Annotated in this window: 22 protein-coding genes; 8 read left to right on the top strand and 14 right to left on the bottom strand. The window is 63.9% G+C overall.

Going from position 1 to position 26,188, the window contains the following annotated elements; all coding sequences use genetic code 11:
* Positions 1-54: 54 nt before the first annotated feature.
* The 3 genes from gad (at position 55) to KZJ38_RS31365 (ending at position 4,457) form a co-directional block, all read left to right on the top strand.
* Positions 55-1,434 (top strand): glutamate decarboxylase, encoded by a 1,380-nt coding sequence (gad, locus tag KZJ38_RS31375; RefSeq protein WP_219800944.1) that lies wholly within the window; start codon positions 55-57, stop codon positions 1,432-1,434.
* A 243-nt stretch (positions 1,435-1,677) separates the two neighbouring features.
* Positions 1,678-2,511, top strand: coding sequence for a polyphosphate kinase 2 (gene ppk2 / locus KZJ38_RS31370; protein WP_219803737.1), 834 nt, complete (start codon positions 1,678-1,680; stop codon positions 2,509-2,511).
* A gap of 131 nt (positions 2,512-2,642) precedes the next feature.
* A complete protein-coding gene (locus KZJ38_RS31365; protein WP_219800943.1) occupies positions 2,643-4,457 on the top strand; it encodes a SulP family inorganic anion transporter in 1,815 nt (604 codons plus the stop codon).
* Here the strand turns inward: KZJ38_RS31365 and KZJ38_RS31360 are convergent.
* The 10 genes from KZJ38_RS31360 to KZJ38_RS31315 all read right to left on the bottom strand — a co-directional run bounded on the left by KZJ38_RS31360 (position 4,430) and on the right by KZJ38_RS31315 (position 17,843).
* Positions 4,430-5,071: a winged helix-turn-helix domain-containing protein gene (locus KZJ38_RS31360; RefSeq protein WP_246642087.1), complete on the bottom strand. Its 642-nt coding sequence runs from the start codon at positions 5,069-5,071 to the stop codon at positions 4,430-4,432. The genes KZJ38_RS31365 and KZJ38_RS31360 overlap by 28 nt on opposite strands.
* 56 nt (positions 5,072-5,127) lie before the next feature.
* Positions 5,128-7,863, bottom strand: a complete 2,736-nt coding sequence (locus KZJ38_RS31355) for a sensor histidine kinase (protein ID WP_219800941.1) — start codon at positions 7,861-7,863, stop codon at positions 5,128-5,130.
* A gap of 72 nt (positions 7,864-7,935) precedes the next feature.
* Entirely contained in the window at positions 7,936-10,032 is a 2,097-nt protein-coding gene (gene kdpB, locus KZJ38_RS31350; protein ID WP_219800940.1) for a potassium-transporting ATPase subunit KdpB, read from the bottom strand.
* A gap of 22 nt (positions 10,033-10,054) precedes the next feature.
* Entirely contained in the window at positions 10,055-10,711 is a 657-nt protein-coding gene (gene kdpC, locus KZJ38_RS31345; RefSeq protein ID WP_246642086.1) for a potassium-transporting ATPase subunit KdpC, read from the bottom strand.
* Positions 10,712-10,787: 76 nt separating this feature from the next.
* On the bottom strand, positions 10,788-12,491 hold the full coding sequence (gene kdpA, locus KZJ38_RS31340; RefSeq protein WP_219800938.1) for a potassium-transporting ATPase subunit KdpA: 1,704 nt from the start codon (positions 12,489-12,491) through the stop codon (positions 10,788-10,790).
* Between the two features lie 137 nt (positions 12,492-12,628).
* On the bottom strand, positions 12,629-12,763 hold the full coding sequence (gene kdpF, locus KZJ38_RS31335) for a K(+)-transporting ATPase subunit F (RefSeq protein WP_219800937.1): 135 nt from the start codon (positions 12,761-12,763) through the stop codon (positions 12,629-12,631).
* A 247-nt stretch (positions 12,764-13,010) separates the two neighbouring features.
* The gene (locus KZJ38_RS31330) at positions 13,011-13,517 is read right to left on the bottom strand and encodes a sugar O-acetyltransferase (RefSeq protein ID WP_219803736.1); all 507 of its coding nucleotides are present in this window, start codon (positions 13,515-13,517) and stop codon (positions 13,011-13,013) included.
* A 130-nt stretch (positions 13,518-13,647) separates the two neighbouring features.
* Positions 13,648-14,571, bottom strand: a complete 924-nt coding sequence (locus KZJ38_RS31325) for an NUDIX domain-containing protein (RefSeq protein WP_219800936.1) — start codon at positions 14,569-14,571, stop codon at positions 13,648-13,650.
* Between the two features lie 39 nt (positions 14,572-14,610).
* The gene (locus KZJ38_RS31320) at positions 14,611-16,983 is read right to left on the bottom strand and encodes a putative bifunctional diguanylate cyclase/phosphodiesterase (protein ID WP_219803735.1); all 2,373 of its coding nucleotides are present in this window, start codon (positions 16,981-16,983) and stop codon (positions 14,611-14,613) included.
* A 188-nt stretch (positions 16,984-17,171) separates the two neighbouring features.
* A complete protein-coding gene (locus KZJ38_RS31315) occupies positions 17,172-17,843 on the bottom strand; it encodes a MarC family protein (protein WP_219800935.1) in 672 nt (223 codons plus the stop codon).
* A gap of 350 nt (positions 17,844-18,193) precedes the next feature.
* Between KZJ38_RS31315 and KZJ38_RS31310 the strand changes: the two genes are divergently transcribed.
* The 3 genes from KZJ38_RS31310 (at position 18,194) to KZJ38_RS31300 (ending at position 20,359) form a co-directional block, all read left to right on the top strand.
* Positions 18,194-18,421 carry a DUF3311 domain-containing protein gene (locus KZJ38_RS31310; protein WP_219800934.1) on the top strand — a complete coding sequence of 76 codons (228 nt, stop codon included), beginning with the start codon at positions 18,194-18,196 and terminating at the stop codon, positions 18,419-18,421.
* Positions 18,418-19,896 carry a sodium:solute symporter family protein gene (locus KZJ38_RS31305; RefSeq protein WP_219800933.1) on the top strand — a complete coding sequence of 493 codons (1,479 nt, stop codon included), beginning with the start codon at positions 18,418-18,420 and terminating at the stop codon, positions 19,894-19,896. Before KZJ38_RS31310 ends, KZJ38_RS31305 begins: the two co-directional genes overlap by 4 nt.
* 205 nt (positions 19,897-20,101) lie before the next feature.
* Positions 20,102-20,359, top strand: a complete 258-nt coding sequence (locus tag KZJ38_RS31300) for a hypothetical protein (protein ID WP_219800932.1) — start codon at positions 20,102-20,104, stop codon at positions 20,357-20,359.
* A gap of 61 nt (positions 20,360-20,420) precedes the next feature.
* On the opposite strand, the gene cobM is transcribed toward KZJ38_RS31300, so the two are convergent.
* From cobM to KZJ38_RS31280, 4 genes are all read right to left on the bottom strand, one after another.
* Entirely contained in the window at positions 20,421-21,173 is a 753-nt protein-coding gene (gene cobM, locus KZJ38_RS31295) for a precorrin-4 C(11)-methyltransferase (RefSeq protein WP_219800931.1), read from the bottom strand.
* Positions 21,170-21,904, bottom strand: a complete 735-nt coding sequence (locus tag KZJ38_RS31290) for a cobalt-precorrin-6A reductase (RefSeq protein WP_219803734.1) — start codon at positions 21,902-21,904, stop codon at positions 21,170-21,172. The genes cobM and KZJ38_RS31290 overlap by 4 nt, the downstream gene beginning before the upstream one ends.
* Before the next feature lie 31 nt (positions 21,905-21,935).
* Complete coding sequence (gene cbiE / locus KZJ38_RS31285) at positions 21,936-23,201, bottom strand: precorrin-6y C5,15-methyltransferase (decarboxylating) subunit CbiE (RefSeq protein ID WP_219800930.1); 1,266 nt, start codon at positions 23,199-23,201, stop codon at positions 21,936-21,938.
* 115 nt (positions 23,202-23,316) lie between these two features.
* Positions 23,317-23,844 carry a hypothetical protein gene (locus tag KZJ38_RS31280; protein ID WP_219800929.1) on the bottom strand — a complete coding sequence of 176 codons (528 nt, stop codon included), beginning with the start codon at positions 23,842-23,844 and terminating at the stop codon, positions 23,317-23,319.
* A 241-nt stretch (positions 23,845-24,085) separates the two neighbouring features.
* Here KZJ38_RS31280 and cobG point away from each other — a divergent pair, with 241 nt between their 5' ends.
* Together cobG and KZJ38_RS31270 are read left to right on the top strand one after the other, a co-directional pair.
* Complete coding sequence (gene cobG / locus KZJ38_RS31275) at positions 24,086-25,567, top strand: precorrin-3B synthase (protein WP_246641852.1); 1,482 nt, start codon at positions 24,086-24,088, stop codon at positions 25,565-25,567.
* Positions 25,560-26,186: a precorrin-8X methylmutase gene (locus KZJ38_RS31270; protein WP_219800927.1), complete on the top strand. Its 627-nt coding sequence runs from the start codon at positions 25,560-25,562 to the stop codon at positions 26,184-26,186. Before cobG ends, KZJ38_RS31270 begins: the two co-directional genes overlap by 8 nt.
* Positions 26,187-26,188: the final 2 nt, after the last annotated feature.

Raw genomic sequence — 26,188 nt, 5'->3', positions numbered from 1 at the left:
AAGCCTCGCCGTCCGGCGGTTTCTGCGGGTCCTTGATCTGGAAAGGAGCGACACATGCAGACCCCGATCGAAAAACTCACGCCGTACGACGAGTTCAATTGCGAAGTGCCCGAGCACGAATTTCCGAAAAGCGGCCTGTCGGCGCGGGCCGCCGCGGCCATCGTGATCAGCGACGAATGGACCGATACGAATCCGATGCTCAATATGTCGTCGTTCGTCACGACCTTCGCGGAACCCGAAGCGGCCGAAACCGCGCGCCGCAATATCTTCAAGAACTACATCGACCACGATATGTATCCGCAGCTATTCGCGATGGAAACGCGGATGGTGCGATGGCTGCATCAGCTGTGGAACGGGCCGCAAGGCGTCGAAGTGTACGGCACGGCGACAGTCGGCTCGTCGGAAGCCTGCATGCTTGCGGGGCTCGCGCACAAATGGAACTGGCGGCAAAAGCGCGAGCGCGACGGCAAGGACGCCAGCCGGCCGAATATGGTGACGGGCGGCAACGTGCAGATCGTCTGGAAGAAGTTTCTGCGCTATTTCGACGTCGAGCCGCGCATCGTGCCGCTCAAGCCCGGCAACTACCGCCTTACCGCGGAACAGCTCGACCGGTACGTCGACGAAAACACCATCGCCGTGGTGGCAATCGCGGGACAAACCTTCACCGGCGAAGACGACGACATTCAGGAAATCCACGACTGGCTCGACGACTACGAAAGGCGCACCGGTATTTCGATTCCGATGCATATCGACGGCGCATCCGGCGGCTTCGTGAATCCGTTCCTGTACCCCGATTACAAATGGGATTTCCGGTTGCCGCGCGTGCAGTCGATCAACGCGTCGGGCCATAAATACGGTCTCACGCCGCCGGGACTCGGCTGGGTGATCTTCCGCGAGCGCAAGGTGTTCAACGAAGACCTCGTTTTCTATGTGAATTATCTGGGCGGCGAAATGCCGACCGCGACGCTGAACTTCAGCCGCAACGGTTTCCAGATTGCGGTGCAGTACTACCAGTTCCTGCGTCTTGGTTTCGACGGCTACAAGCGCGTGATGCAGCACACGCTGAATAACGCGATCACCTTGCGCAAGCTGCTGGTGGAGAGCGGCTACTTCACGATCATGAACGAAATGCAGCGTATTCCGGTCGTCGCGGTGACGCTCGACAGCAAGGTCAAGAATTTCAACGAGTTCGACGTGTCGAACAAGGTGCGCGAAAAAGGCTGGGTGCTGTCCGCCTACTCGATGCCGCCCGACGCGCAGAAAGTGATGAGCCTGCGCGTGGTCGTGCGCCCGCATATCAACCACAACGTCGCATGCCTGCTCGGGCGCGATATCGTCAGTGCGTGCCAGTACCTCGAGAAGCATGGCGGCAGCGCGACACCGCCCGAACTGCATGCACATGCCGATGAAAAGACCTCGCCGGCGAAGTGCTGATTTCTAACGGGCGCGCGGACGCTTTGACGCGTTGCAGTTTGCCCGATCGAATCGCCGCCGGACGCCTTCGCATTGGACCAAAGTCCAGTTGCGGCAGCGCCGGCGCGCGACCATACTCGTTGGGGAATGGGAGATCGCATTTCGCCCGCATCCGTATGACCGTTCGAGGATCCCATCATGAATCAGACCCGGAAGGCCTCAAAAGAGCACGCTAAAGCAACGCACAAAGCGATCATCGGTCAGATGGCCAGCGAAGGCGCGAAAGCGGACGGCATCGGCGCGGCGAACGGCAAAGGCGAGTCCGGCAAGCTGTCGAACAAGGCATACGAAAAAGAGCTCACGCGCCTGCACGCAGAACTGGTCAAGCTGCAGGAATGGGTCGTGCAAACGGGCGCCAAGATCTGCATCGTCTTCGAGGGACGCGACGGCGCCGGCAAGGGCGGCACGATCAAGGCGATCACCGAACGTGTGAGTCCGCGTGTGTTTCGCGTGGTGGCGCTGCCCGCCCCGACCGACCGCGAGAAATCGCAGATGTACCTGCAGCGCTATCTGCCGCATCTGCCGGCGGCCGGTGAAATCGTTGTGTTCGACCGCAGCTGGTACAACCGCGCGGGCGTCGAGCGTGTGATGGGCTTTTGCACGCACGACCAGGCGCGCGAATTCCTTAAAAGCGTGCCGCTCGTCGAGCGCGCGATTATCGACTCCGGCGTGATCCTGCTCAAGTACTGGCTCGAAGTCACCGAAGCGGAACAGACGCGCCGCCTAGAAGCGCGCATCAACGACCCGCGCAAGATCTGGAAGCTTTCGCCGATGGATCTGCGCTCGTACGAGCGCTGGTACGACTACTCGCGCGCCCGCGACGAAATGTTTATCGAAACGGACACGGGCCTCGCGCCGTGGCACGTCGTGCGTTCCGACGACAAAAAACGCGCGCGGCTGAACCTCATCGGCCATTTGCTCAGCAGCATTCCGTACAAGGCGATACCGCGTGCGAAAATCACGTTGCCGAAGCGGCAGAAGCGCGGCGACTATCGCGAGCCCGATTACGCGTTCAAGTTCGTGCCCGAGAAGTTCTGAGCGGGCGCCCGCGCGCTGCATGTTCCGGCATGGGTGCCGCGCGCGTTGCGCGACGGCTCTTTTTTGCGGCTGATCCGCGGCCTATCAGCGGCTCACTGCCGCGGCTTTTCCAGCATTTCGCGCCTTCTGCCATGCCGCCTTCCGATCCGCCGTCCGACGCATCTTCCGATGCACCGCAAGCCTCACCGCCCGCATCGTCCGCACCGTCCTCCGGCGCTGCGACGGCCCCGCCTCGACGGCACGCGCACCCAGCCTGGATACCGCTGCCGGAATGGCTGCTCAACTATCGCTCGCACTGGATCAAGGGCGATCTGATCGCGGGCCTGACCACGGCGGCGGTTGTGATTCCAAATGCGCTCGCTTACGCGACGCTTGCGGGTCTACCCGTCGAAGCGGGCCTTTATACCGCGTTCATCCCGATGCTTGTCTACGCGCTGACGGGCACGTCGCGCGTGCTGAGCGTCAGCACGACCACCACGCTCTCAATCCTCACCACCTCCGCGCTTGCCAGCATTGGGCCGGCCAGTAGCCATGCCGAGCTGCTCGCGGCCGCGGCAACCCTGGGCGTGCTGGTCGGCCTGATCCTGATGATCGCGTCGCTGCTGCGCTTGGGCTTCGTCGCGGACTTTATCTCGGAGCCGGTGCTGGTCGGCTTCAAGGCCGGCATCGCGGTCGTGATCTTTGTCGACCAGTTGCCGAAGCTGCTCGGCATTCACTTTACAAAAGGCGAGTTCTTCCAGAACGTGCTGCGGATTGTCGAAGGCCTGCCGCACACCTCGATCACGACCGCGGTCGTGGGGGCGCTCGCGCTCGTCGCGCTGATCGTGCTGCGGCGCTTCGTCCCGCATGTGCCGGCGCCGCTTGCGGTCGTCGCCTGCGCAATTGTCGCGTCGAAGCTGCTGGACCTGCACGCGCATGGCGTCGAAACGGTCGGCGCCGTGCCGGGCGGATTACCCGCGACGACGCTGCCGGTCTTCGCGCTCGCGCATACGTTGTGGCCGATCGCGCTCGGCATGGCGCTGATGAGCTTCACCGAAACCACGGCGGCCGGCCGCGCGTTCGCGCATCACGGCGAACCCGCGCCGCGCGCGAACCGCGAGCTGTTCGCCACCGGTCTCGCCAATCTGGCCGGCGCGCTGTTCGGCGCGATGCCGGGCGGCGGCGGCACGACGCAAACCGCGGTGAATCGCCGCGCCGGCGCGCGCAGCCAGGCCGCGTCGCTGGTGACCGCCGCCGTGGCGCTCGCGGCGATGCTGCTGCTGTCGCCGCTGATCGCCCTGATTCCGCAGTCGGTGCTCGCAGCGGTCGTGATCGTCTATTCGATCGGCCTGTTCGATCCGGTCGAATTTCGCGCGATCGCACGCGTGCGGCACATGGAGTTCGTCTGGGCGGTCGTGGCGCTCGCCGGCGTGGTCATTGTCGGCACGCTGCAAGGCATTCTGGTTGCGATCGTCGTGTCGCTCGCGGCGCTCGCGCATCAGCTCTCCGACCCGCCCATCTATGTGCTCGCGCGCAAGCGCAACACCAACGTGTTCCGGCCCGTCTCCCGCGTTCATCCCGACGACGAAACGTGGCCGGGCCTCCTGCTGCTGATGCCCGAAGGACGTGTCTACTTCGCCAATGTCCAGCACATCGGCGAAAAGATGCTGAAGCTGATCGCGGTGGCCGCGCCGCATACGGTGATCGTCGATATGAGCGGCGTATTCGATATCGAATACACAGCGCTCAAGATGTTCGCCGATGCCGAGCAACGGCTGCGATCGCGCGGCATCACGCTGTGGCTGGCGGCGCTGAATCCGGAAGTGCTCGCGCTCGTGCAGCGTTCGCCGCTCGGCGAGGCGCTCGGCCGCGAGCGGATGTTCCACAATCTCGAGCAGGCAGTCGAGCGTTACCGCACCACGGTACTCGGCGAGGCCGCTCAGGTGGCCAGTCCGGCGAGCCGGTAGCCGACCTGCAACTCGGTCATCAAATGCCGCGGCTGCGTCGGGTCGTCTTCGAGCTTCTGACGCAGCGTCACCATATACACGCGCAGATACTGCGGGCGATTCGCATAGCCCGGTCCCCATACATCGAGCAGCAGTTGACGGTACGTGATCACCTTGCCGTAGCCGCGAATCAGCGCGGCAAGCAGGCGGAACTCGGTCGGCGTCAGGTGCACGGCCGCGCCGTTGCGCGTCACCTCGTAGGTCGCGAGATCGACGCTGACGTCACCGAAATGAACCGTCGACGCGGTCGGGCCATCGCTCGCGACGAGGCTTGCGCGCCGCAGTTGCGCGCGTACGCGCGCGATCAGTTCGGGCACGCCGAACGGCTTGGTCAGATAGTCGTCGGCGCCGATATTGAGCGCATCGACTTTCTCGGTCTCGCGATCGCGCGCGGACAGCACGAGCACCGGCGCGCGCGTCCATGTCCGCAAATCGCGGATCAGCACCTTGCCGTCTTCGTCGGGCAAGCCGAGATCGACAATTAACAGTTCCGGCTGCCGACTCGCGCTTTCGATACGCGCCTGCGCGGCCGTGCTCGCTTCGAAGACGGTCAAGCCGTCGCGCTCGAGCGCCATACGGATAAAGCGCCGTATATCGGACTCGTCTTCGACAAGCAGAATGCGTGGTTTTTTCAAGCGGCCCTCTCCTCTTCGATTAACGGCGGCGCGCCGAGCGGCAGACGGATCTCGAAGCGCGTGCCCTGCGGCAGGCGCCGCTCCGCATCGATCGCGCCTTCATGGGCATCGACGATCGTGCGGCACAGCGCAAGGCCGAGGCCAACGCCCGAAATGGCCGATTCGCGCACACCGCGCGTGAATGCCTCGAAAAAATGCTCGGGGTCGACGTTCGGCAAGCCCGGGCCATCGTCCTCGATAAACAGATGCATGGTGTCGCCGACCGCGCGCGCGCGAATCTGGATCGTCGATCCGGCCGGCGTGTATTTGACGGCGTTGTCGATCAGATTGACGAGCACGCGCTCGAACGCGATCGCATCGATTTCGATTAGCGGCAAGTCGGCCGGCAGTTCGGTGCGCACGCGATGCGCGTCGAGCACGTTGCCAAGGCGACCGAGCGCACTGCCCGTAATTTCGCCGAGCGCGTGCCACTCCTTGTTCAGGCGCACGCCTTCGCTTTGCATGCGCGCGAGATCGAGCAGATTCGTGACGAGCCGGTGCAATTCTTCCGTTTGCAGACGGATCGAGCGCGACACGGCGGTACGCTCGGTGTCGGGCAGATCGCCGACGCGCTCGAGCGTTTCCGCGAGCCCGCTGATCGCCGTGAGCGGCGTTTTCAGGTCGTGCGATACGGCGGCAAGCAGCGCGTTGCGTAAGCGCTCGCCTTCCATGCGGACCTGCGTGTCCTGCGCGATCTCGATGAAATGCGTGCGTTCCAGCGCGAGCGCGATCAGCACGCAGCATGCGTCGAGCAGGCGCCGGTCGTCCGCGTCGTTCGACAGTTCGCCGTCTTCCGCGCAGATCGCCAGCACGCCGCGCGTGCAGATCGGGCCTTTGAGCGGCAGATAGAGCGCGCGCGCGCCGCTCAGCGTCTGCGTGCCGGCGCCGGCCGCTTCCGCGTGGTCGTAAGTCCATTGCGCGACCGAGGTATCGACGAAGTCGTCGGCGTTCGCGTCGTCGCGCAGCAACTCGGCCCTGGCGGCCGATTTTCCGGCTGTATTTTCCGTGGCGATCGAATCGGGCACCAGCGCCGGCAGCACGAGCGCCACACGTGCATCGAATAGCGGCGCGATGGTTTGACGGCACACGGCTGCGATCTGTGCAGGGCGAATCGCGCTTGAAAGATCCCGTGCGACGCGCGCGACGGCGGTCGCACGGCGCTCGCCGGCCGTCGCGACCTTCGCCTTGTAGCGCAGCCGCGCGGCAAGCTGGCTGGTGACCAATGCAACGGTTAGCATCAGCACGAACGTGAACAGATATTGCGTATCGGACACCGCAAACGAAAAACGCGGATCGACGAAAAAGAAATCGAAGCTGGCCACGCTTAGCAACGCTGCCCATGCGCCCGCCACGCGTCCGAGCCGCAACGACAGCAGCACGACGTTCAGCATGAACAGCATCACCACATTCGGCGTCGCAAAGAAATGCAGCAGGACGCTCGCGATTACCGTGGTCAGCGCGCACGCGAACACGGCGAGCAGCAGTCCGCTCCACACCGTTTCGGCAGTCCGTTTCGCAACCACGCGCGCCGGCAGCGCATCGTCGTCGGAGGTACCGACGACGACCAGTGCAAGACGCGGATTCGCGCGCACGATGCGCTCGGCGATACGTGGTCCCGACAAGGCGCGCCATAACGCGCGCCACCGCCTGCGCGGCGGCCTGCTGCCGAGCACGAGCCGGGTTGCGCCCCGCTCATGCGCGTAGCCGACCAGCGTGCTCGCCACTTCCTCGCCGGGCAAGGTCGTGAATTCGGCCCCGAGACTGTCCGCGAGATTCGCGAGCGTCAGCAGCGTTTCGCGCTGGTGCGCATCACGCACGTCGGTCGATCGATCGACATGCACGACGACCCATTCGGCGCGCAAGTGTTGCGCTAGGCGCGCGCCTTCGAGAATCAGCCGCTCATGCGACGGTTCGGCACGAATGCCCACGAGAATCCGCTCGCGCGTCGCACCCGCGGTGCGCAAGCGCCCTTTAAGGCGCTGTCCATGCACGTCGGCATTGGCGCGATCGGCGACGCAGCGCAGCGCGAGTTCGCGTAACGCAAGCAGATTCGTGCGCACGAGGTAACTGCGCGCGCCTTCGGTCGCCGCCGTGAGCCGCGCGCTGCCCGACATCAGACGCGCGAGCAGATCGTCGGGCGGCAGATCGATCAGCACGACATCGGCCGCGTCGAAGAAAAAGCGATCGGGCACGGTCTCGCGCACGCGTACGCCGATCATATTGCCGACCGTATCGCCGAGGCTTTCGAGTTGTGCAACGTCGAGCGTCGCATAGACATCGATGCCGGCCGCGAGCAAGGCGTCGACATCCTGCCAGCGTTTCGCGTGACGGCCGCCGGGCACGTTCGCGCGCGCGAGTTCATCGATCGCGATCAGCCGCGGATGCGCGGCAAGCGCGCCGTCGAGATCGAATTCGCGCAGCATCCGTTCATGACGATGCACGTGTTTCGGCGGCAACGCCGGCAACCCTTCGACGAGACGCCGCAGCATTTCGCTGCCGTGCGTGTCGATTTCGCCGATCGCGACATCGACGCCGTCGTCGCGCTGCCGGCGCACGGCCTGCAGCATCGCCCATGTTTTACCGACGCCGGGACAGGCGCCAAAGAAAATCTTGAGCCTGCCCCGTGCGATATCGGTCGATCGATTTTCGTGTTCCGGTTCACGTACCAAAGCGGGTTCGGAAGCGGTTTGCATTACCTTCACAATGGTCCATAAAGATGCTGTAAAGACTTTCCTTAGAACCGTAAAAAACACATAAGAAAGCCTCTACAAAAGCAGCGTAATCACGATATCGATCAGCTTGATACCGATAAACGGCGCGATTACACCTCCCACTCCATAGATTAGCAAGTTACGCGATAAAAGGCGCTGTGCAGGTTCAGCGCGATAGCGTACGCCTTTTAACGCAAGCGGGATCAGCGCAATGATGATCAGCGCGTTGAAAATCACCGCGGAAAGAATCGCGGTTTGCGGACTATGCAGACGCATGATGTTGAGCGCGGCTAGCGCGGGCCAGGTACTGACGAACGCAGCGGGAATAATCGCAAAGTACTTCGCAAGATCGTTGGCGACGCTAAACGTTGTCAGTGCGCCGCGCGTCATGATCATCTGCTTGCCCACTTCCACGACGCGCAGCAGCTTGGTCGGATTGCTGTCGAGGTCGACCATGTTGCCCGCTTCTTTCGCGGCCTGCGTGCCGCTGTTCATCGCGACGGCGACGTCGGCCTGCGCCAGCGCGGGCGCGTCGTTGGTGCCGTCGCCGGTCATCGCCACGAGCCGGCCTTCGGCCTGATAGCGGCGGATCAGCGTGAGCTTGTCTTCCGGCGTCGCTTCCGCGAGATAGTCGTCGACGCCCGCTTCGGCGGCGATCGCGGCCGCGGTCAACCGGTTATCGCCGGTCACCATCACAGTCTTGATGCCCATGCGGCGCAGTTCCGCGAAGCGCTCGTTGATGCCGCCCTTCACGATATCTTTGAGCTCGATCACGCCCATCACGCGCTCGCCGTCCGCGACCACGAGCGGTGTGCCGCCGCGCCGCGCGATCTCGTCGACGGCACGTTCGGTGCCCGCCGGGAAGACCCCACCCAGGTCGCGCACATGCGCGCGAATCGCCTGCGCCGAGCCCTTGCGAATTTGCCGCGTGCCGATATCGACGCCGCTCATACGCGTCATCGCGCTGAACGGCACGGGCTTGCTGTCGTGCAGGTCGCGGCCGCGCAGGTTGAAACGCTGCTTCGCGAGCACAACGATCGACCGGCCTTCCGGCGTTTCGTCGGCGAGCGACGCGAGTTGGGCGACATCGGCCAGCGTGCGTTCGTCGACGCCTTCGGCCGGCACGAAATGGCTCGCCTGGCGATTGCCGAGCGTGATCGTGCCGGTCTTGTCGAGCAGCAGCACATCGACGTCGCCGGCCGCTTCGATCGCGCGCCCCGACATCGCGATCACGTTCGCGCGCAGCATGCGGCTCATACCGGCCACGCCGATTGCGGACAGCAGCGCACCGATCGTCGTCGGAATCAGGCAGACAAGCAACGCGATCAGCACGGTCAGGCTCACTTCGTGACCGGCTTTCGTCAGCATCACGCTGAAGGCCGAAAACGGCAGCAGCGTCACGCAGACCAGCAGGAACACGATCGTCAACGCGACCAGCAGAATGGTCAGCGCGATTTCGTTAGGCGTCTTGCCGCGCTTCGCGCCTTCGATCATCGCGATCATGCGGTCGAGAAACGCTTCGCCCGGGTTCGCGGTAACACGCATGATGAGCCAGTCGGACAGCACGCGCGTGCCGCCCGTCACCGACGAAAAATCGCCGCCCGATTCGCGGATCACGGGCGCCGATTCGCCGGTAATCGACGACTCGTCGACCGATGCGACGCCTTCGATCACTTCGCCGTCGGCGGGAATCATGTCGCCCGCTTCGACGAGCACGAACTTGCCCGCGATCAGTTCGTCGCTCGGCAGCGGGTAAACCGGGTCGCCGTAGTGCGGCTTGTCGAGCACCTTGGCGAACACACGCTTGCGCGCGCCGCGCAGTGCGGCGGCCTGCGCCTTGCCGCGCCCTTCAGCGAGCGCTTCGGCGCCGTTCGCGAACAGCACGGTAAACCACAGCCACAATGCGATGGCGAAGATAAAGCCCGCGGGCGCTTCGCCTTTCGAGAAAATCGCCTGCAGCCACAACAGCGTCGTCACGATGCTGCCGATATAGACGACGAACATCACGGGGTTTTGCCATTGCGCACGCGGCGTGAGCTTGCGGAACGAATCCGCGACTACGGTCTGCCATGCCAGTTGCGGCGCATGCGGCGCCGGCTCGGCCGGGCTGGCGGTGCGGGCCGACGTGATCGACTCGTTTTGCACGTTCATAAAACCTCTTGGGTATCCCTTGCTATTGCGAGTGGCTGCGCGCCGGAGCCGGCTGCGCGGCAGTGCCCTGCGCAGCGGCTGCATCGAGCGCGAGATTCAGTTTCAGGACATCGATGCGCGGATCGCCGAGCACGCCGAGCTGGCGATGCGTCGTGTTGCGCTCGATCAGATCGCGCATGGCATCGATCGACATGCCGCGCGCTTTCGCGACGCGTGCCGCTTGCAACATCGCGTTATCGATCGAAATTTCGGGGTCGAGGCCGGAGCCGGACGCGGTGACCGCATCGACCGGCACCGGCGCATCGGGCGTGAGACCGTTTTCCTTGCGATACGCGGCCGCGCGCGCACTGACCTGATCGATCAGCGACTTGCTCGCCGGGCCGAGGTTGCTCGCGCCGCTATTGGCGGCGTTATACGGCTGCGCAACCGTCTGGTTCGGATTCGACGGATCGGTGCCGAGCGTCGCGCTCGGCCGCGGATGGAAGTATGTCGGCTGCGCGAAGCTTTGCCCGATCAGCAGCGAACCGACCGTCACGCCGTTGCGCTGCACGAGACTGCCGTTAGCCTGCGACGGCATCACAAGCTGTGCGACGCCGGTCGTCACGAGCGGATACGCGAGCCCCGCCACGAGCATGAAAAACACCGCGGATGCGATGGCCGAGCGCGCGACCCCGCGCATCAGCGGCACCGCCGGCGCCTGCGCGTCCTGCGATTGCGATTGAGATTGGCTGATAGTGCTCATGATTCGAGATCCTTCAGAACAGTTGACCGCTGGCGAGCATCAGATGCTCGACGATCGGACCGAGCGCGAGCGCCGGGAAGAACGTCAGCCCGCCAACCAGCAGCACGACGAACACGAGCAGCGCGGTAAACAGCGGCGTCGCGGTCGGCAAGGTGCCCGGTCCTTCGGGAACGCTCTTCTTCGCGGCGAGCGAACCGGCGGCGGCAAGCATCGGCAGCAGCGTCAGATAGCGGCCGAACAGCATCGCGAAGCCGATCGTCGTATTGAAGAACGGCGTGTTCGCATTGAGGCCTGCAAATGCGGAGCCGTTATTCGCCGTGCCGGACGTATACGCATACAGCACTTCGCTGAAGCCATGCGGGCCCATGTTGTTGAGGCTCGCGGGCGTGCCGGGCCACATCACGGCGAGCGCCGTCAACGCGAGAATGCTGAACGGATGCGCAAGCACCGCGAGCATCACGAACTTCATTTCGCGCGCCTCGATCTTCTTGCCGAGAAACTCCGGTGTGCGCCCGATCATCATGCCGACGATAAACACCGTCAGAATCGCGAACGTGATCAGATTGATAAAGCCGACGCCGTCGCCGCCAAACACGTTGTTGAGCATCATCTGCGCGATCGTGATGAAGCCGCCCATCGGCATCAGCGAGTCGTGCATCGCGTCGACCGAACCCGTGGTGGCCGCCGTGGTGACCGCCACAAAAAGACTGGTCTGTGCGATGCCGAAGCGCGTTTCCTTGCCTTCCATATTGCCGCCTGACTGCAGCGCGGACGGCTGCTGATCGACATGCAGCGGCGTGAAATTCGGGTTGCCGTGCTGTTCCGCCGTGTAGACGATTGCGAGCGCGCCGATAAACATGACGAGGAACGCGGCGAAAAACGCCCAGCCCTGGCGGCGGCGCATCAGCATGCTGCCGGCCGCGTACGTGAGCGCGGCGGGAATCAGCAGCATCGAGAGCATATGCAGCGTGTTGGTGAGCGGCGTCGGGTTCTCGTACGGATGCGCGGCGTTCATGCTGAAGAAGCCGCCGCCATTCGTGCCGAGGTGCTTGATCGACTCGAGGCTCGCCACGGGACCCATCACGATCTGCTGCTTGATGCCTTCCAGCGTGGTCGCGACCGCGTCGCTCGTGAGCGTCTGCGGCATGCCCTGCCAGACGTAGACGAGCGCCATGATGAACGACAGCGGCAACAGCACGCGATACATCACGCGTGTGAAATCGACCCAGTAGTTGCCGATGTCGTGTGCGCTCTTGCGGCACAGTCCGCGGATAAAGCCGCCGCACGCCGCCACGCCCGTGACCGCGCTGACCATCATCAGAAACGTGATGACGGCCATCTGCGAGAAGTTGGACAGGCTCGATTCGCCCGCATATGACTGCCAGTTCGTGTTCGTAATAAACGACGACGCGGTATTGAACGCAAGATCGGGCGTTTGCGCGGCACGTTGCAACGAATCGAACGGCAGCAGACCCTGCACGCGCAGCAGCAGATAGCCGAGCAGCATCATCGCCGCGTTGCTGACGACGAGCACCATCGCGTAGCGCGTCCACGGCATCCGTTCTTCAGGGTTCGTGCCGAGCACGGCATAGGTAAAGCGCTCGATACGCAGATGGCGCTCATCGGTAAATACCCGTGCGAGCCACTTGCCCATTGCGACCGTCAAGCCGGTCATCAGGGCGAGCATCAGCACAAATTGAACAATATCGTCGAACATGGTGGGCTCCTTTTCAGATCCGGTTCAGTCCGACGACGAAGCCCGCGCACAGCGCGAAACAGGCTAGCGATACGACTACGAATATCAGGTCGTTCATGATGGGAGATGGAAAAAGCGTGAGGCGACGTGGCGCCTTATCAGAAGCGTTCCGGCTTGATCAGCGCGTAGAACAGATAGACGAACAATGCGGCGGCCAGCAGGCCCGCGAGCGCGATCATGACCGCACTCCGGATGCTGAGCAGCCCGTATCGAGTACGGAAAGGAAGGCGCACAGCGCGTGCGGCGCAAACGCCGCGCAGGTGCGTGGAAAGCCGGCAAGGCCGGAGACAGGTAGCGGTGGCTGCATATCGACAGACTCAGTGGTGGAAATCTGGCGATACTCTAGATAAGGCGGCGTCAAAAGCGTGCTGAGTTTCGCACGCCGATGTAAAGACGAGGTTAAGACCGGGGTTAAGGCCGCGTTAAGACCGAGGTTAAGACCTTTATTGGCGGTCCGTTTAAGGACCATTCGGGCGGGAGTTAAATTTCCTCGGCGATCGAACGAATGACCTTCGCCGGATTTCCACCGACAAGCGTATTCGGAGGAACATCGTGGGTGACGACGGAACCCGCTCCCACCACCGAGTTCTCGCCGACCGTCACACCACCGATGATCGTTGCGCCGGCGCCGATCCAGACGTTTCTTTCGATCACGATGGGCTTTGCGGTGACGCCGTCGCGCCGCCGGGAAGGCTCGATCGGATGACCCGTTGTAATGATGCCCACGTTCGGACCGATCATCACATCGTCGCCGATATCGAGCCCACCGAGGTCGTAAAACGTGCAGTTCTGATTGACGAAGACATTGCGGCCAACGCTGATATCGACACCGCCGGCGGTGTAGAACGGCGGTATCAGCACGAAGCGCTCGTCCACCTTCTTGCCGATCAGTTCGCTGAACAGCGCCCGGACTTCGTCCGCGTCGTTGAACGTCAGCCGATTGAGGCTGGCGGTGATCGACATCGCCCGTTTGACGTTCGCCACCATGGCGGCCGATTCCGGTGTTCCGCTGGGGATGGTTATGGTGCGGGCATGGGTGCGCGATTCGGTGCGAGCTTTGGTGCGAGCTTTGGTGCAATCGTTATCGTCATTCGCCATTCGTTATCGTCCTTCTGCATCACCGGATGAGCACGTCGCGATTCACGCGCCATGCCAGCACGTCCTGCACGCGTCTTGCTTGCGCAGTAACCATCGGAAAGCGTGCCAGGTCTTCGGGCTTCACCCATTGCACATCAGTCGATTCGTCGTCGTGCGAAAGCTGTTCGCTGGTCGCGGACGCCGCCAGCAGAATCGAGAATTCGCGACGCACTTCGCCGTCCGAATACGCGATGAGGGTCGCCGGATCGGTATAGGTGCCGATCATGCCCATCAGCGTGATTTCAATACCGGTTTCCTCGCGGACCTCGCGGCGCGCGCAGCCTTCGAGCGAATCGGTCAGTTCCATCGTGCCGCCCGGCATCGCCCAGTAGCCGCTGTCGCGGCGCTTGACGAGCAGCAAGCGGTTCGTGGCATCGAATACCGCCACCGCGACCGCGGGCTTCAGCGAATTCGCAACCGGCGCGGCTGGTGCTTCGGCAGCGGCGCCCTCGTTTTTCTGCCGTGCGTTGAGGTCGAGACGCGTCACGCGCAGTGTCTCGCGCGCCCATGCGTCGACGGCCTCGGTCATCGGCACAATTTGCTTGTCGTTGCCGGCCGGGTATTTGATAAAGAGAATGCGCGTGTCGCGCTTGACGCGCTGCACATAGGCTGTGCCCGGATAGATCACATAGAAGTCGCCGGCACGAAAGCGATGCACTTCGCCCGTATCGACATCCCGGTACTCGGTCATGCCGCGCAGCACATACTGGTACTCTTTCGCGCGCGCATGGCGGTGCGCCGGCTCGAAGCCGCTGGCTACGTAGTCGGAGATGCCGACTTCGATATCGGTGTCGTGAACGTGCGCGAGCGGCTGCGGCTGTTGCAGCGCGCCGGCCAGGTACTGACGGGTCCGGCCGCGAAGCGCTGCTTCGATCGCGGCCGCATCCAGCGATTTGAACGGCATTCCGTATCCCGCTTCTGTCTGAGTCGAACAGTACGGATGTTACGACACACGAGGCGCGCGGGTACCCACGTCGTCGCCGGCATGGCCCTCCATCCCGGCCACTTCCGCCAGCAACTGCGTATATTCGCCGGGCGCAACGGGCCGGCCGAACAGATAGCCCTGCTGCCGGTCACAGCCGATCGAGCGCAAATACGCCGATTGCGCCGACGTCTCGACGCCTTCGGCGGTCACGTTCATCCCGAGCGAATGCGCCATCGCGACCACCGCATGCGTAATCGCCACCGCGTCGCGATGATCGGGCAAACCCGCCACAAACGAGCGGTCGACCTTCAGGTTATGCAGCGGAAAACGCTTCAGATACGACAGCGACGAATAGCCGGTACCGAAATCGTCGACCGAGATCCGCACGCCCATCCTCGACAGCGAGGTCAGCATCGGCATCACCGGCGCGCGCTCGCTCATCAGCAGGCCTTCGGTAATTTCGAGCTCGAGCGCGGTCGGATCGAGCCCGGCGGCGGCGAGACACTGCGCGACCTCCTGCACGAGGCCATCGTTGAATTGGCGCGGCGACAGGTTCACCGCGATCATCAGGTCCGGCGCGAGCGTCTTGCGCCATTCGGCTGCCTGCGCGCACGCGCGCTCGAGCAGCCAGCGGCCGAGCGTTACGATCAGACCGGTATCTTCGGCGACCGGAATAAACTCGATCGGCGAGACATCGCCGAGCTCTTCGTTATGCCAGCGCATCAGCGCTTCGGCGCCAACCGTGCGGCCGCTCGCGCCATCGACGATCGGCTGGTACACGAGCCGCAATTCGTCCGCGGCGAGCGCGCGGCGCAACGATTGCTCGATCGCGAAGCGGCGCTGCAATTGGCGGCTCAACTCCTTCGTAAAGAATTCGAAGCCGTTGCGTCCGCGCTGCTTGGCCTGATACATCGCCGAATCGGCATTGCGCATCAGCGTCGCGGCATCGCGGCCGTCTTCAGGGCACACGCTGATGCCGATCGACGCGCCCAGGTAGTATTCGTTGTCGGCCACGGCGAACGGCATGGCTACCGTTTCGAGCACCTCGCGCGCGAGCGCGGTCAGATGCGCGGCGCTTTCGTAGCCGCTCACGACAATCACGAACTCGTCGCCGCCGGCGCGCGCGAGCGTGTCGCCTTTGTGCACGCATGCGGCAAGGCGCCGCGCGACGCTGCACAGCAGCGCGTCGCCGGCTTCGTGGCCGGCGGTGTCGTTGACCTTCTTGAAGCCGTCGAGGTCGACAAATAGCACGGCAACGCGCGGCGCCGCGCCGTCGCGGCCCCGCTGTTCGAGCAGTTCGCGCATGCGGTCCGACAGATAGGCGCGGTTATAGAGGCCCGTCAGCGGGTCGCGGGTCGCCAGATATTTGAGCTGCCGCTGCGCGGCCCGCACCGGGCCGATATCGTTGAACGACACCAGCACGGCGCTCGGCTCCGGTTCGCCGGGCCTGATGATCGGCACGAAGTTCGCCGTGATCCAGATCGTTTCGCCGATCGCCAGTTCGACCGACATCGTGACGCCGAGCACCGGCATGCCCGTGGCAAACACCTTCAGCGTCGGCCGGTCCGGCGATTCGATTACCGAACCGTCGTCGCGCCGCGCATGCAGCATCACGCTATAGATATTGGTGCCGATCACGGCCGGCGTGGTGCGCAGCATGCGCATCGCGCTGGGATTGCAGGCCAGCACTTCGCCGCTCTTCGACTGCACGACGATGCCTTCATTCAGGTGGTCGACCACGAGCCGGTGATGCTCCTCGCTTTGCGCAAGTCGCAGGCGGATGCGATCCTGCTGAATCGCGAGGCCAACGCTGCGGCCGATGTCGCGCAGGATCGTTTCCTCGACGTCGGTCGGCCGGCGCGGCGTGCGGTAGTAGACGGCGAATGCGCCAAGCACGCCGCCCGACTCGTCTTCGAACGGAATCGACCAGCACGCGCGCAGGCCAAACGGCATGGCGAGATGCTTGTGGTCGGCCCATAGCGGATCGGTTTCGATATCTTCGGCCACCACCATGCGATGCTCGAACATCGCGGTGCCGCACGAACCGGCGCGCGGGCCGATCTCGAAGTCGGCAAGCGCCTCGCAAAAGTCCGGCGGCAGCGATGGCGCGGCACCCACGCGTGCATGTTTGCCATCGGTGTCGAGCACGAGCACCGAGCATGCGGCGCCGTCGCCGAGCAAGGCCTCGGCGCGGCGGCACACCTCGGCCAGCAGTTCGGGCAGCGGTGCGCTGCGCGTGAGCAGGCGCAACACGGCGCGCTCGGACTCGAGCACCTGCGCGGCGACGGCTGGCCGATAGCCTCCGCTGCCATGCATATAGCCGACCTCACGGCCGGTTTCGCCGTGAGGCTCGCTGTCGGTCATCCTGTCTGCGGTATCCTGGCGGGTCATCATTGCGGCTCCACAACACGACAACGGCACACGGGTGCGATTCAAACACCCGGGTTTACGCTAATGCCACCGTATTGCCACGCTTATTCGATGCGGATTGCACGTCTAACGCTTGCTGCATGATGCGAATTGAATATTCGCCACATGCGCGTCATGAAGCGGCTCACTGGCGACCTCACCACGCGACCTCACGAAGCCGGCCGGTTCGCAGCAAGCGGCGCGAGAAATTCTGAAAAGCCGGTCAACATGATCTGGACGCCGATGCAAAGCAACAGGAAGGCCGATACGCGCAACGCGACGCGGGTGCCCTCCTTGCCGAGAAAGTGCGCGATATACGCAGAGCGACTGTACGTGAAATAGACGACCAGCACGACGAGTATCGAGATCACGATCGACGCGATCGACGACTGCACGAACTCGGACAGCTTGTGCGTGCGGTTCGCATTGAGCGCAATGGCCGTGGCGATCGTGCCGGGGCCTGTCGTCAGCGGCATCGTCAACGGAAAGAAGGCTTTGGACATCGCGTTGTCGGGATCGACGGGCTTGCCGGCCGCCGCCTCGGTGCGCGTCTCGGGCGCATTGAGCATATTCCACGCGCTGACCGCGACCGCGAGGCCGCCGCCGATACGCAGCGCTTCGATCGAGATGCCGAAGAAATGCAGCACCGGCGTGCCGACGAAGAACACCACGATCAGCACAAAGAAGGCATTGATCGACACGCGCTTGGCGAGCGTCGCGCGCTCCTCGACGGTCAGCGACTCGGTGCGGTCGAGAAACACAAAGGCGATTGCAAACGGATTGATGATGCTAATCAATCCGGTAAAGCCGAACAGGATGTCGGAGACGAGGCTGCTTGTCATTGTTGTCAGTCCGAACGGTGAACCGGTGAGCGTGTGGTGGGCCGTGCTCGTTACCGCTACCGATGCCGGCGCGCCGCCGCACAGTGTACCGCTTACCGGATGCTACTCATGCATCGGTTCATGTAACCGGTTCGGGTGTCCAGCTCCGGTATCCGGTTTCGCATCCCGTCCAGGCATCCCGTATGCGCGCCGCAATCAGCGCGCATAGCTTTCAAATTTCATTCATGTTTTTGATCGCTTGGCGCAAGCGGCGCAGGCGTCTTACATTCAAACGCGCAGCATCCGTCGCACCGATAAGACTCGTAGGACCGTATCGACCATCCGTACGCCCATCGTTCGAGGAGATGCCTATGTCCTTTCGTCTGCTTGCCGTGCTGCCATTCATTGGCATTCTGCTCGGCGTTCCCTTCGTCAACCGTGTCGAGCCGCTCGTGCTCGGCATGCCGTTCGTGCTCGCGTGGATCGTGCTGTGGGTCATATTGAGCGCCGTGATCATGGCGATCATCTACCGGCTCGATCCGGCGAACCGCGAGCCGGCCGGTCGTGAGCCCGCCACGCAAACGGAGGCCCGCCGATGAGCAGCGCACTGATCATCATCGCCGCCGTCACGCTGTTCGCGCTGTATCTCGGCGTGCGCGCGCGGCACGGTCACGACATGAACCTCGAGCAGTGGACCGTCGGCGGACGCAGCTTCGGCACCGCCTTCGTGTTCCTGCTGATGGCCGGCGAGATCTACACGACGTTCACGTTCCTCGGCGGCAGCGGCTATGCCTACGGCAAAGGCGCGCCCGTCTACTACATCCTCGCGTATGCGACGCTTGCGTATGTGCTGTCGTACTGGCTGCTGCCGCCCGTCTGGCGCTTCGCGAAAACGCACCGGCTCGTCTCGCAGCCGCATTTTTTCGCGCGCAAATACGATAGCCGCGCGCTCGGCGTACTCGTTGCGGTGGTCGACGTCGCCGCGCTGATTCCATACCTCGTCCTGCAATTGAAGGGGCTCGGCATCATCGTCGCGACCGCGTCGTATGGCGCCGTTTCGCCCTCGTCGGCGATCTGGATCGGCGCCGTGGTGGTGACGATCTATGTGATTGCATCGGGCGTGCGCGGCTCGGCGTGGAACTCGGTCGTGAAAGACCTGCTGATTCTCGCGATCGTGCTGTTTCTCGGCATCTATCTGCCGATCCGGCACTACGGCGGCATCGGCGAGATGTTCCACGCAATTGACGCGGCCCGGCCAGGCTTTCTTACCTTCCCCGAAAAGGGCTCGAGCGTCACCTGGTTCCAGTCGACCGTGCTGCTCACGGCGCTCGGCTTCTTCATGTGGCCGCATACGTTCGGCTCGGTGTTTACCGCGAAGAGCGAGCGCATCTTCCGCCGCAACGCGATCGTGCTACCGATCTATCAGCTGATCCTGCTGTTCGTGTTCTTTGTCGGCTTCGCGGCGTCGCTGAAGGTGCCGGGCCTCAAGGGCGGCGATATCGACCTGTCGCTGCTGCGGCTGTCGATCCAGAGCTTCGATCCGTGGTTCGTCGGCGTGATCGGCGCGGCCGGCGTTCTGACCGCGCTGGTGCCGGGCTCGATGATTCTGACCACCGCCTCGACACTACTCGCGAACGACATCTATCGCGGCGCGCTGGCGCGGCAGGCGCCCGATGCGGCCGTGGCGAAACTCGCGCGCCGGATGGTTCCGGTGGTGGCGCTGGTGGCCGTGCTGTTCACGCTGCATGGCGGCGAGACGATCGTCGCGCTGCTGCTGATGGGCTACAACTTCGTCACGCAACTGTTTCCGGCGCTCGTTTGCAGCCTGGCGGCGCGCAATCGCGTCACGAAGCAAGGGGCGTTCTGCGGCATCGCGGTTGGCGTGCTGGTTGTGACGGTGACCACGCTGATGCATCTGAGCGTCGGCCAGTTGCTGCCGTTTTTGCCCGATACGCTGAAGGACGTGAATATCGGCTTTGTGGCGCTGACGCTGAATGTGGTCGTGCTGGCGATCGTCAGTGCGGTGACGCAGCCGCAAATGCAGGCGGAGCAATCGGGCGCGCGGACGCGTTGACGCGTTAACACGTCCGCGCGGCTAACCGCTTGCTATGCGCAATGTGTACGTGCGTATGACCTTCTGATTCTGGCAGCGATCAAGAATGCCCTCAATTCAATAAGAAACCAGGAGGCTCCGCCTAATCGAATCTGCCGCTTATTTAGACTTTTCTCATTTGCTGCATTTAATTCTGTCTCAGCTTCAGTGACATAAGGACATTGACATGAACGTTACAGCACCCGTTAACACCTTTTACGCGAACGGAAACAAACAGTCCGAATTCATCCCGAATGAGCAAGGCGGGCAAGCCGGCGAGTACATTTACTACGACGAAAACCAAAAAAGGATTCACAGCGAAAACAGGTCGGTCGACGGACACGTGCGCTTTGAACACGACTACAACCGCGACGGCACCACTTTTTCGACCACGGTAACGGACCGGAACGGTGACTCGCGCACGACTGTCTACGGTCCGCGGTGAAAAGACGCGCCCGTGAAAATCTCAAACTGATCGCGGTGTGTGAGATCGCTACCAGCGGCCGTTATTCACGACTGTTCGGCGGCGCTACCCGATCTTTCGCGTAGAGCGTCGAGTCGGCGAAATGCTCGGCATCGAGTACGCGCCCAACCAGAATCAACGCGGTCCGCTCGATATCGGTCGCCTGCACTTTGCCGGCGATATCGGCGAGCGTGCCGACAATCTTCTCTTCATCGGGCCAGCTGGCCCGATACACGACCGCCACCGGACAATCCTCGCCATAGTGCGGAATCAGCTCTTCGACGATGCGCGCGATATGCCGCACGCCGAGATGAATCGCCATGGTCGCCCGGTGGCGCGCGAGGTCGGCCAGCTGTTCGCCCGCCGGCATCGAAGTCTTACGTGCGTAGCGCGTGAGAATCAGTGTCTGCGAAACGTCGGGCAGCGTCAGTTCGCAGCCGAGTGTCGCCGCGCAGGCGGCGGTCGCCGTGACGCCGGGCACGATTTCGTAGGGAATGCCAAGTTCACGCAGACGGCGGATCTGTTCGCCGATTGCGCCGTACAGCGACGGATCGCCCGAATGCACCCGCGCGACGTCGCGACCTTTCGCATGCGCATCGGCAAGCAGCGCAACGATCGCGTCGAGGTCGAGCTCCGCCGTATTGACCACCACGTCGGCTGCATTGCCGCTCAGCACCGCATCCGGCACGAGCGAGCCTGCGTAAAGAATGACCGGACACGTGCGCACGAGGCGCTGCCCCTTCACCGTGATCAATTCGGGATCGCCCGGTCCCGCGCCGATAAAAAACACTGTCATGAATCTGAACTCCACTTCGTTAGCGCGCTCAAGAGCTCGGACACGCCGTCGAATTCCCGATCGGCCGCCGGCAGTTCAGGGCGCCGCGTCATCACGACCGGCAAACCTCGCTCGCGCGCGACCTCGAGCTTCGCCGCGGTCGCGCTTCCGCCACTGTTCTTGCTGACCACCACGTCGATGCCGAGCATTCCGAACAATGCGCGCTCACCGTCGACCGTAAACGGCCCGCGCGCGCCGATCACCGATGCGCGCGCGTTCCCCGCGTGCGCGTCGAGACAGCGCACGACCCAATATTGATGAACGGGAATGTCGTCGAGATGCGCGAGCGGCTCGCGCCCAAGCGTGAAAAGCGGACGCCGGAACGGCGCAAGTGCCGCGACGATTTGCGGCCAATCGTCGACGAACCGCCAATCGTCGCCGCTTTGCGGCTGCCACGGTGCGCGCCGCAGCGCCCAATACGGAACGCCCGCCGCACGGCTCGCGATGGACGCGTTGCCGCTGATGCGTGCGGCGAACGGATGCGTCGCGTCAATCAGCAAACCGATACGCTCTGCCTCGAGATACGCCTGCAACCCCTGGGCGCCGCCGAAGCCGCCGGTGCGCACGATGCAGGTCAGACCGGCTGGCGTTTTGCCGATTCCGGCAACGCTGTAGACGTCCGATGCGCTGAGCACGCGGGCGATCTGCAGCGCGTCGCCCGTCCCGCCGAGCAGCAGGATGCGCGTCTTTATCGTTTCGTCGCGAGTCACGGTGTCACAACCATCACGATTTGATCGCGGCATACAGCGTGATCGGCAACGCGGGACGCCACGTCTCGAACCCGCCCAGCGGCTGCGCCTCGGCAAGCGCGATACGCGTCAGCGTGCCGCCCTGGCGCTGGCGGTAGCCGGTCAGCGCGGCCTCGCCTTCCAGTGTCACCGCATTCGCCACGAGCCTGCCGCCGCTCTTCAACGCGTTCCAGCATGCGTCGAACACGCCGGGCACGGTGACGCCGCCGCCGATAAACACTGCGTCGGGCAAGGCCAGGCCTTCGAGCGCGGCGGGCGCGATGCCCGCGACAACTTGCAGTGCCGGCACGCCTAACGTGTCGCGATTGCGTTCGATAAAACGCAGGCGCTCAGCATGCTGCTCAACCGCGATCGCGCGGCACGATGGATGCGTGCGCATCCATTCGATGCCGATCGACCCGCAGCCGGCGCCGACATCCCATAGCAGTTCATGCGGCGCGGGCGCGAGCCGCGCAAGCGTCAGCGCGCGTACGTCGCGTTTCGTGAGCTGGCCGTCGTGCATGAAGGCGTCGTCGGGTAAGCCCGGCGTCAAGGCGAGACGCGTGGCATCGCCGCTTGCGCGGCACTCGAGTGCGATCAGGTTCAGCGCCGCGCATTGCGCAGCGCGCCACGCGTGCGCGAGCCCATCGATACGCCGTTCGAGCGGACCGCCAACGTGTTCGAAGACCGTTATCTTCGTTTCGCCAAAACCTTGCGCGGTCATCTGCGCCGCGAGCGCGGCCGGCGTTGCGCCGTCGCTGCTGAGCACGATGAGACGCGCGCCGTCGTGCAGATGCGCGTTCACGGCCGCAAGCGGCCGCCCCACCACGGACACGCTCACGACGTCTTGCAGCGGCCAGCCAAGCCGCGCCGCGACCAGCGATAACGATGAAGGCGCAGGCAGGATGCGCATCTCGTCCGCGCCAAGGTAACGCGCGAGCGTGGCGCCGACGCCGAACCACATCGGGTCGCCGCTTGCCAGCACGCAGACGGCCGTCCCGCGAGCGGCGAGCAGCGGCGCGACATCGAAGGGGCTTGGCCACCGTTCGCGGCGCGCGCGTACGCGTGCCGGCAACATGGCCAGGTGACGCTCGCCGCCGTACACAACCGACGCGTCGAACAGTGCGCGGCGCGCGGCGCGTCCCAGCGCGCCAAATCCGTCTTCGCCGATTCCGACGACAGTGAGCCACGGCTGCGCGCGGCTGTCCGCGTCGCGAGGATTCAATTCCGGTTCGGGTTGCTGCAATGCATTCGTCGACATCGAAACGAAGCGGAGTCGGAGGTAAGACGCTAATGATACCGCGCCGCCGCCCGACTCCTTGTGCGTGCAAGGCCCATGGCCCGCACGCATGCGACGTTATCCGCCAGCTTGAGGTTTAATGCCCGCTGCCGCTACTGCACGTCTTGCAGTTTTTCTTGATGTCGTCGACCGTGGTCTGGATCTGGTCGACTTTCGGGCCAAGCGTGCCAAGGGACGTCCTGATAGCAGTCAGGTCCTTTTGGCTCTGCGACGATTGCGTCTTTAGCGCATCGATGTTCTTGTTGATTTGACCCATGTTTCGCTCGACGCCGGCGAACTTCCCTGAAATGTTCGTCACGCCGCTCTGGAGTTCATCGAGCTTCATCGACACGTTGTTCACATCGCCCTTCACCGCGTTCACATCTTTGGTCAGCGTGTCGATCTGGCCGGACAGATCGCCATACCAGCCAAGCGGGGTCAACGGGGTTTTCAGGATCCGCGAATCGCTGCCGTCGCCCTGATTGCTGCCCGTCGGTAGTCGCGATTGGACTGTGGAACTGCCCGTTTGACGATCGGTATCGCCGCCGTAGTTGTAGTTATAAAACTGGACTTGCTGGTTGCTGGAGATGTTAAACGTTTGGGTTTGCATGTTCGATTCCTTCAAGGTTCATATCGTTCGACGAATGACGGACACCTGATACTGAAGAACAGATCGAATCGCTGCCGGTGGCGCTCCTCACGTGGTGAAAGTGCGTTCATTGTCGTGATGTGCCCGCATGACGGGCGATATCCGCGCATCACATCCGCGCATCACATACGTAACGTCGCGCGGGCGCCCGCGCAGCGGTTCCCTATGCGAAACAGGGCATAATACGAATCGCGCGACGCTCACCCCGGTCATCGACTTGAACCACGCTTTATCCGCTGCCCCAACCGCTATCGGCACCCTGCGCGCCTCGGCATGTCCAGGCCTGCTGCGCATCGTCGCCGCGCGCGATGGCGGCATCTGCCGGATCAGGCTGCCCGGCGGCGTGCTTTCACACGACGAAGCCTGTGCCATTGCCGACGCGGCAGAAGCGCATGCGTCGGGTCTGATCGAACTGACGAACCGCGCAAATCTGCAAATACGCGGCGTACGCGCAGACGAAGCGCATGCATTGATCGAGCGACTGCTTGCGGCGGGGCTGGGGCCACGCGCATCGGCTGACGATGCGCGTCATGCAACCGATGCGCCTCCTGCCAACCCGGCGGCCGACGATGTGCGCAACGTCATGCTGAGCCCCACCGCCGGGTGCGACCGCGCCGCCCTGTTCGACACCACCGGTCTTGCCGCGCAAATCCTCACCTTGCTGCAAAGCGAAGCGCGCTTCGCGGCGCTGTCGCCGAAGTTCGCGTTGCTGCTCGACGGCGGCGAGCAACTCGCGATGCTCGGGCATCCGCACGATATCTGGCTCGCGGCGCTGCAAAACGTCGACGGCAGCGGCCCGCTCTTCGCGTTCGGTCTAGCCGGCTGTCCGCCGCTCGCACCGGACGATTTACCCGCGCTCGGCGCCGTGCGGCCCGAGCATGTCGTCGAGCTTGTCGATGCGCTCTTGCACGCGTTCCTCGATCTGGCCGCCGCCGACGACATGCGTATGCGAGACCTGCTCGCACGCATGCCGGCCGCCGCGGTGCTTTCGCACATCGGGGCGCGCGTCGCGTTTCCTTTGTCTTTGCCGCACGACGCGTCTGTTGCCGCGTGGCGCCGTCCGCAAGCGCAGCCGTCGCTGCGCTTCGGCGCGCATGCGCAGCGCACGCCAGGCATGTCGTACGTCGGCGGCGCACCGCCGCTCGGACGCATCGACGCGCCGACGCTGCGCGAACTCGCCGCGCTCGCGCAAGACGCCGGCAACGGCACGCTTCGCGTGACGCCATGGCAAAGCGTGCTGTTGCCCGATGTCCGAACCGAAGCCGCACCGGCTGCGTTGCTACGGCTTGCGTCGCTGGGCTTCGCATGCGACGGCGCGCAGCCGTTTGCGCGGCTCATTGCCTGCACCGGCTCGTCCGGCTGCGCCAAGGGCCACGCCGATACGAAAGCCGATGCACGAGCACTCGCGACACGTTTGCCCGCGAACGTCGAGGTCCATCTGAGCGGCTGCACGCGCTCGTGCGCCGCCGCCCATCCGGTGCCGTTCACGCTGCTCGCGGTCGCGCCCGGCCGTTACGACCTGTATCAGCGAGATGTCGCGAACCGGAGCGACGGCAGCGACGGAAGCATCCGCGACAGCGACAGCGCGACGGAGGACGCCTCTAGCACCGGCTTCGGCCACTGCATCGCCCACCATCTGACCATCGAACACGCCGCCGATCTGCTCGAGCGGCTGCCCCGGAGTTTCACTGATGCCTGACTACATTCGCGACGGCAACGAGATCTATCGCCAGTCGTTCGCGACGATACGCGCCGAAGCGGACCTCTCGCGCATCCCCGCCGACCTCGAAAAACTCGCGGTGCGCGTGATTCACGCGTCCGGTATGGTCGACATCGCCGGCAGCCTGCGCTTTTCGGAGGGCGCGGGCCGCGCGGGACGCGACGCATTGAAAACCGGCGCGCCGATTCTGTGCGACGCGCGGATGGTCGCTGAGGGCATCACGCGCGCGCGTCTGCCGGCCGGCAACGACGTGATCTGCACGCTCAACGAGCCGGCCGTGCCGGCGCTTGCGCGCGAGATCAACAACACGCGCTCGGCCGCCGCGCTTGAATTGTGGCGTCCGCATCTCGCGGGCAGCGTCGTCGCGATCGGCAACGCGCCGACCGCGCTCTTTTATCTGCTCGACATGCTCGATGCCGGCGCGCCGCGACCGGCGCTGATTCTCGGCTTCCCGGTCGGTTTCGTCGGCGCGGCGGAATCGAAGGCGATGCTGGCCGCCGATAGCCGCGGCGTACCTTATGTCGTCGTCGACGGCCGGCGCGGCGGCAGTGCGATGGCGGCTGCCGCGGTCAATGCGCTCGCCTCGGAGGTCGAATAAAT

Origin of the sequence: Paraburkholderia edwinii (assembly GCF_019428685.1) — a bacterium.
GTDB lineage: Bacteria > Pseudomonadota > Gammaproteobacteria > Burkholderiales > Burkholderiaceae > Paraburkholderia > Paraburkholderia edwinii.
The sequence above is the reverse complement of the archived record's forward strand: the minus strand, read 5'-3'. Positions and strand labels throughout refer to the sequence as shown.

Excerpts from the sequence above, each read along its gene's own strand:
- gad (WP_219800944.1), top strand. The coding sequence starts at position 55 with ATGCAGACCCCGATCGAAAAACTCACGCCGTACGACGAGTTCAATTGC.
- ppk2 (WP_219803737.1), top strand. The coding sequence starts at position 1,678 with ATGGCCAGCGAAGGCGCGAAAGCGGACGGCATCGGCGCGGCGAACGGC.
- KZJ38_RS31365 (WP_219800943.1), top strand. The coding sequence starts at position 2,643 with ATGCCGCCTTCCGATCCGCCGTCCGACGCATCTTCCGATGCACCGCAA.
- KZJ38_RS31360 (WP_246642087.1), bottom strand. The coding sequence starts at position 5,071 with ATGGCGCTCGAGCGCGACGGCTTGACCGTCTTCGAAGCGAGCACGGCC.
- KZJ38_RS31355 (WP_219800941.1), bottom strand. The coding sequence starts at position 7,863 with ATGCAAACCGCTTCCGAACCCGCTTTGGTACGTGAACCGGAACACGAA.
- kdpB (WP_219800940.1), bottom strand. The coding sequence starts at position 10,032 with ATGAACGTGCAAAACGAGTCGATCACGTCGGCCCGCACCGCCAGCCCG.
- kdpC (WP_246642086.1), bottom strand. The coding sequence starts at position 10,711 with ATGCGCGGGGTCGCGCGCTCGGCCATCGCATCCGCGGTGTTTTTCATG.
- kdpA (WP_219800938.1), bottom strand. The coding sequence starts at position 12,491 with ATGTTCGACGATATTGTTCAATTTGTGCTGATGCTCGCCCTGATGACC.
- KZJ38_RS31330 (WP_219803736.1), bottom strand. The coding sequence starts at position 13,517 with ATGGTGGCGAACGTCAAACGGGCGATGTCGATCACCGCCAGCCTCAAT.
- KZJ38_RS31325 (WP_219800936.1), bottom strand. The coding sequence starts at position 14,571 with ATGCCGTTCAAATCGCTGGATGCGGCCGCGATCGAAGCAGCGCTTCGC.
- KZJ38_RS31320 (WP_219803735.1), bottom strand. The coding sequence starts at position 16,983 with ATGACCCGCCAGGATACCGCAGACAGGATGACCGACAGCGAGCCTCAC.
- KZJ38_RS31315 (WP_219800935.1), bottom strand. The coding sequence starts at position 17,843 with ATGACAAGCAGCCTCGTCTCCGACATCCTGTTCGGCTTTACCGGATTG.
- KZJ38_RS31310 (WP_219800934.1), top strand. The coding sequence starts at position 18,194 with ATGTCCTTTCGTCTGCTTGCCGTGCTGCCATTCATTGGCATTCTGCTC.
- KZJ38_RS31305 (WP_219800933.1), top strand. The coding sequence starts at position 18,418 with ATGAGCAGCGCACTGATCATCATCGCCGCCGTCACGCTGTTCGCGCTG.
- KZJ38_RS31300 (WP_219800932.1), top strand. The coding sequence starts at position 20,102 with ATGAACGTTACAGCACCCGTTAACACCTTTTACGCGAACGGAAACAAA.
- cobM (WP_219800931.1), bottom strand. The coding sequence starts at position 21,173 with ATGACAGTGTTTTTTATCGGCGCGGGACCGGGCGATCCCGAATTGATC.
- cbiE (WP_219800930.1), bottom strand. The coding sequence starts at position 23,201 with ATGTCGACGAATGCATTGCAGCAACCCGAACCGGAATTGAATCCTCGC.
- KZJ38_RS31270 (WP_219800927.1), top strand. The coding sequence starts at position 25,560 with ATGCCTGACTACATTCGCGACGGCAACGAGATCTATCGCCAGTCGTTC.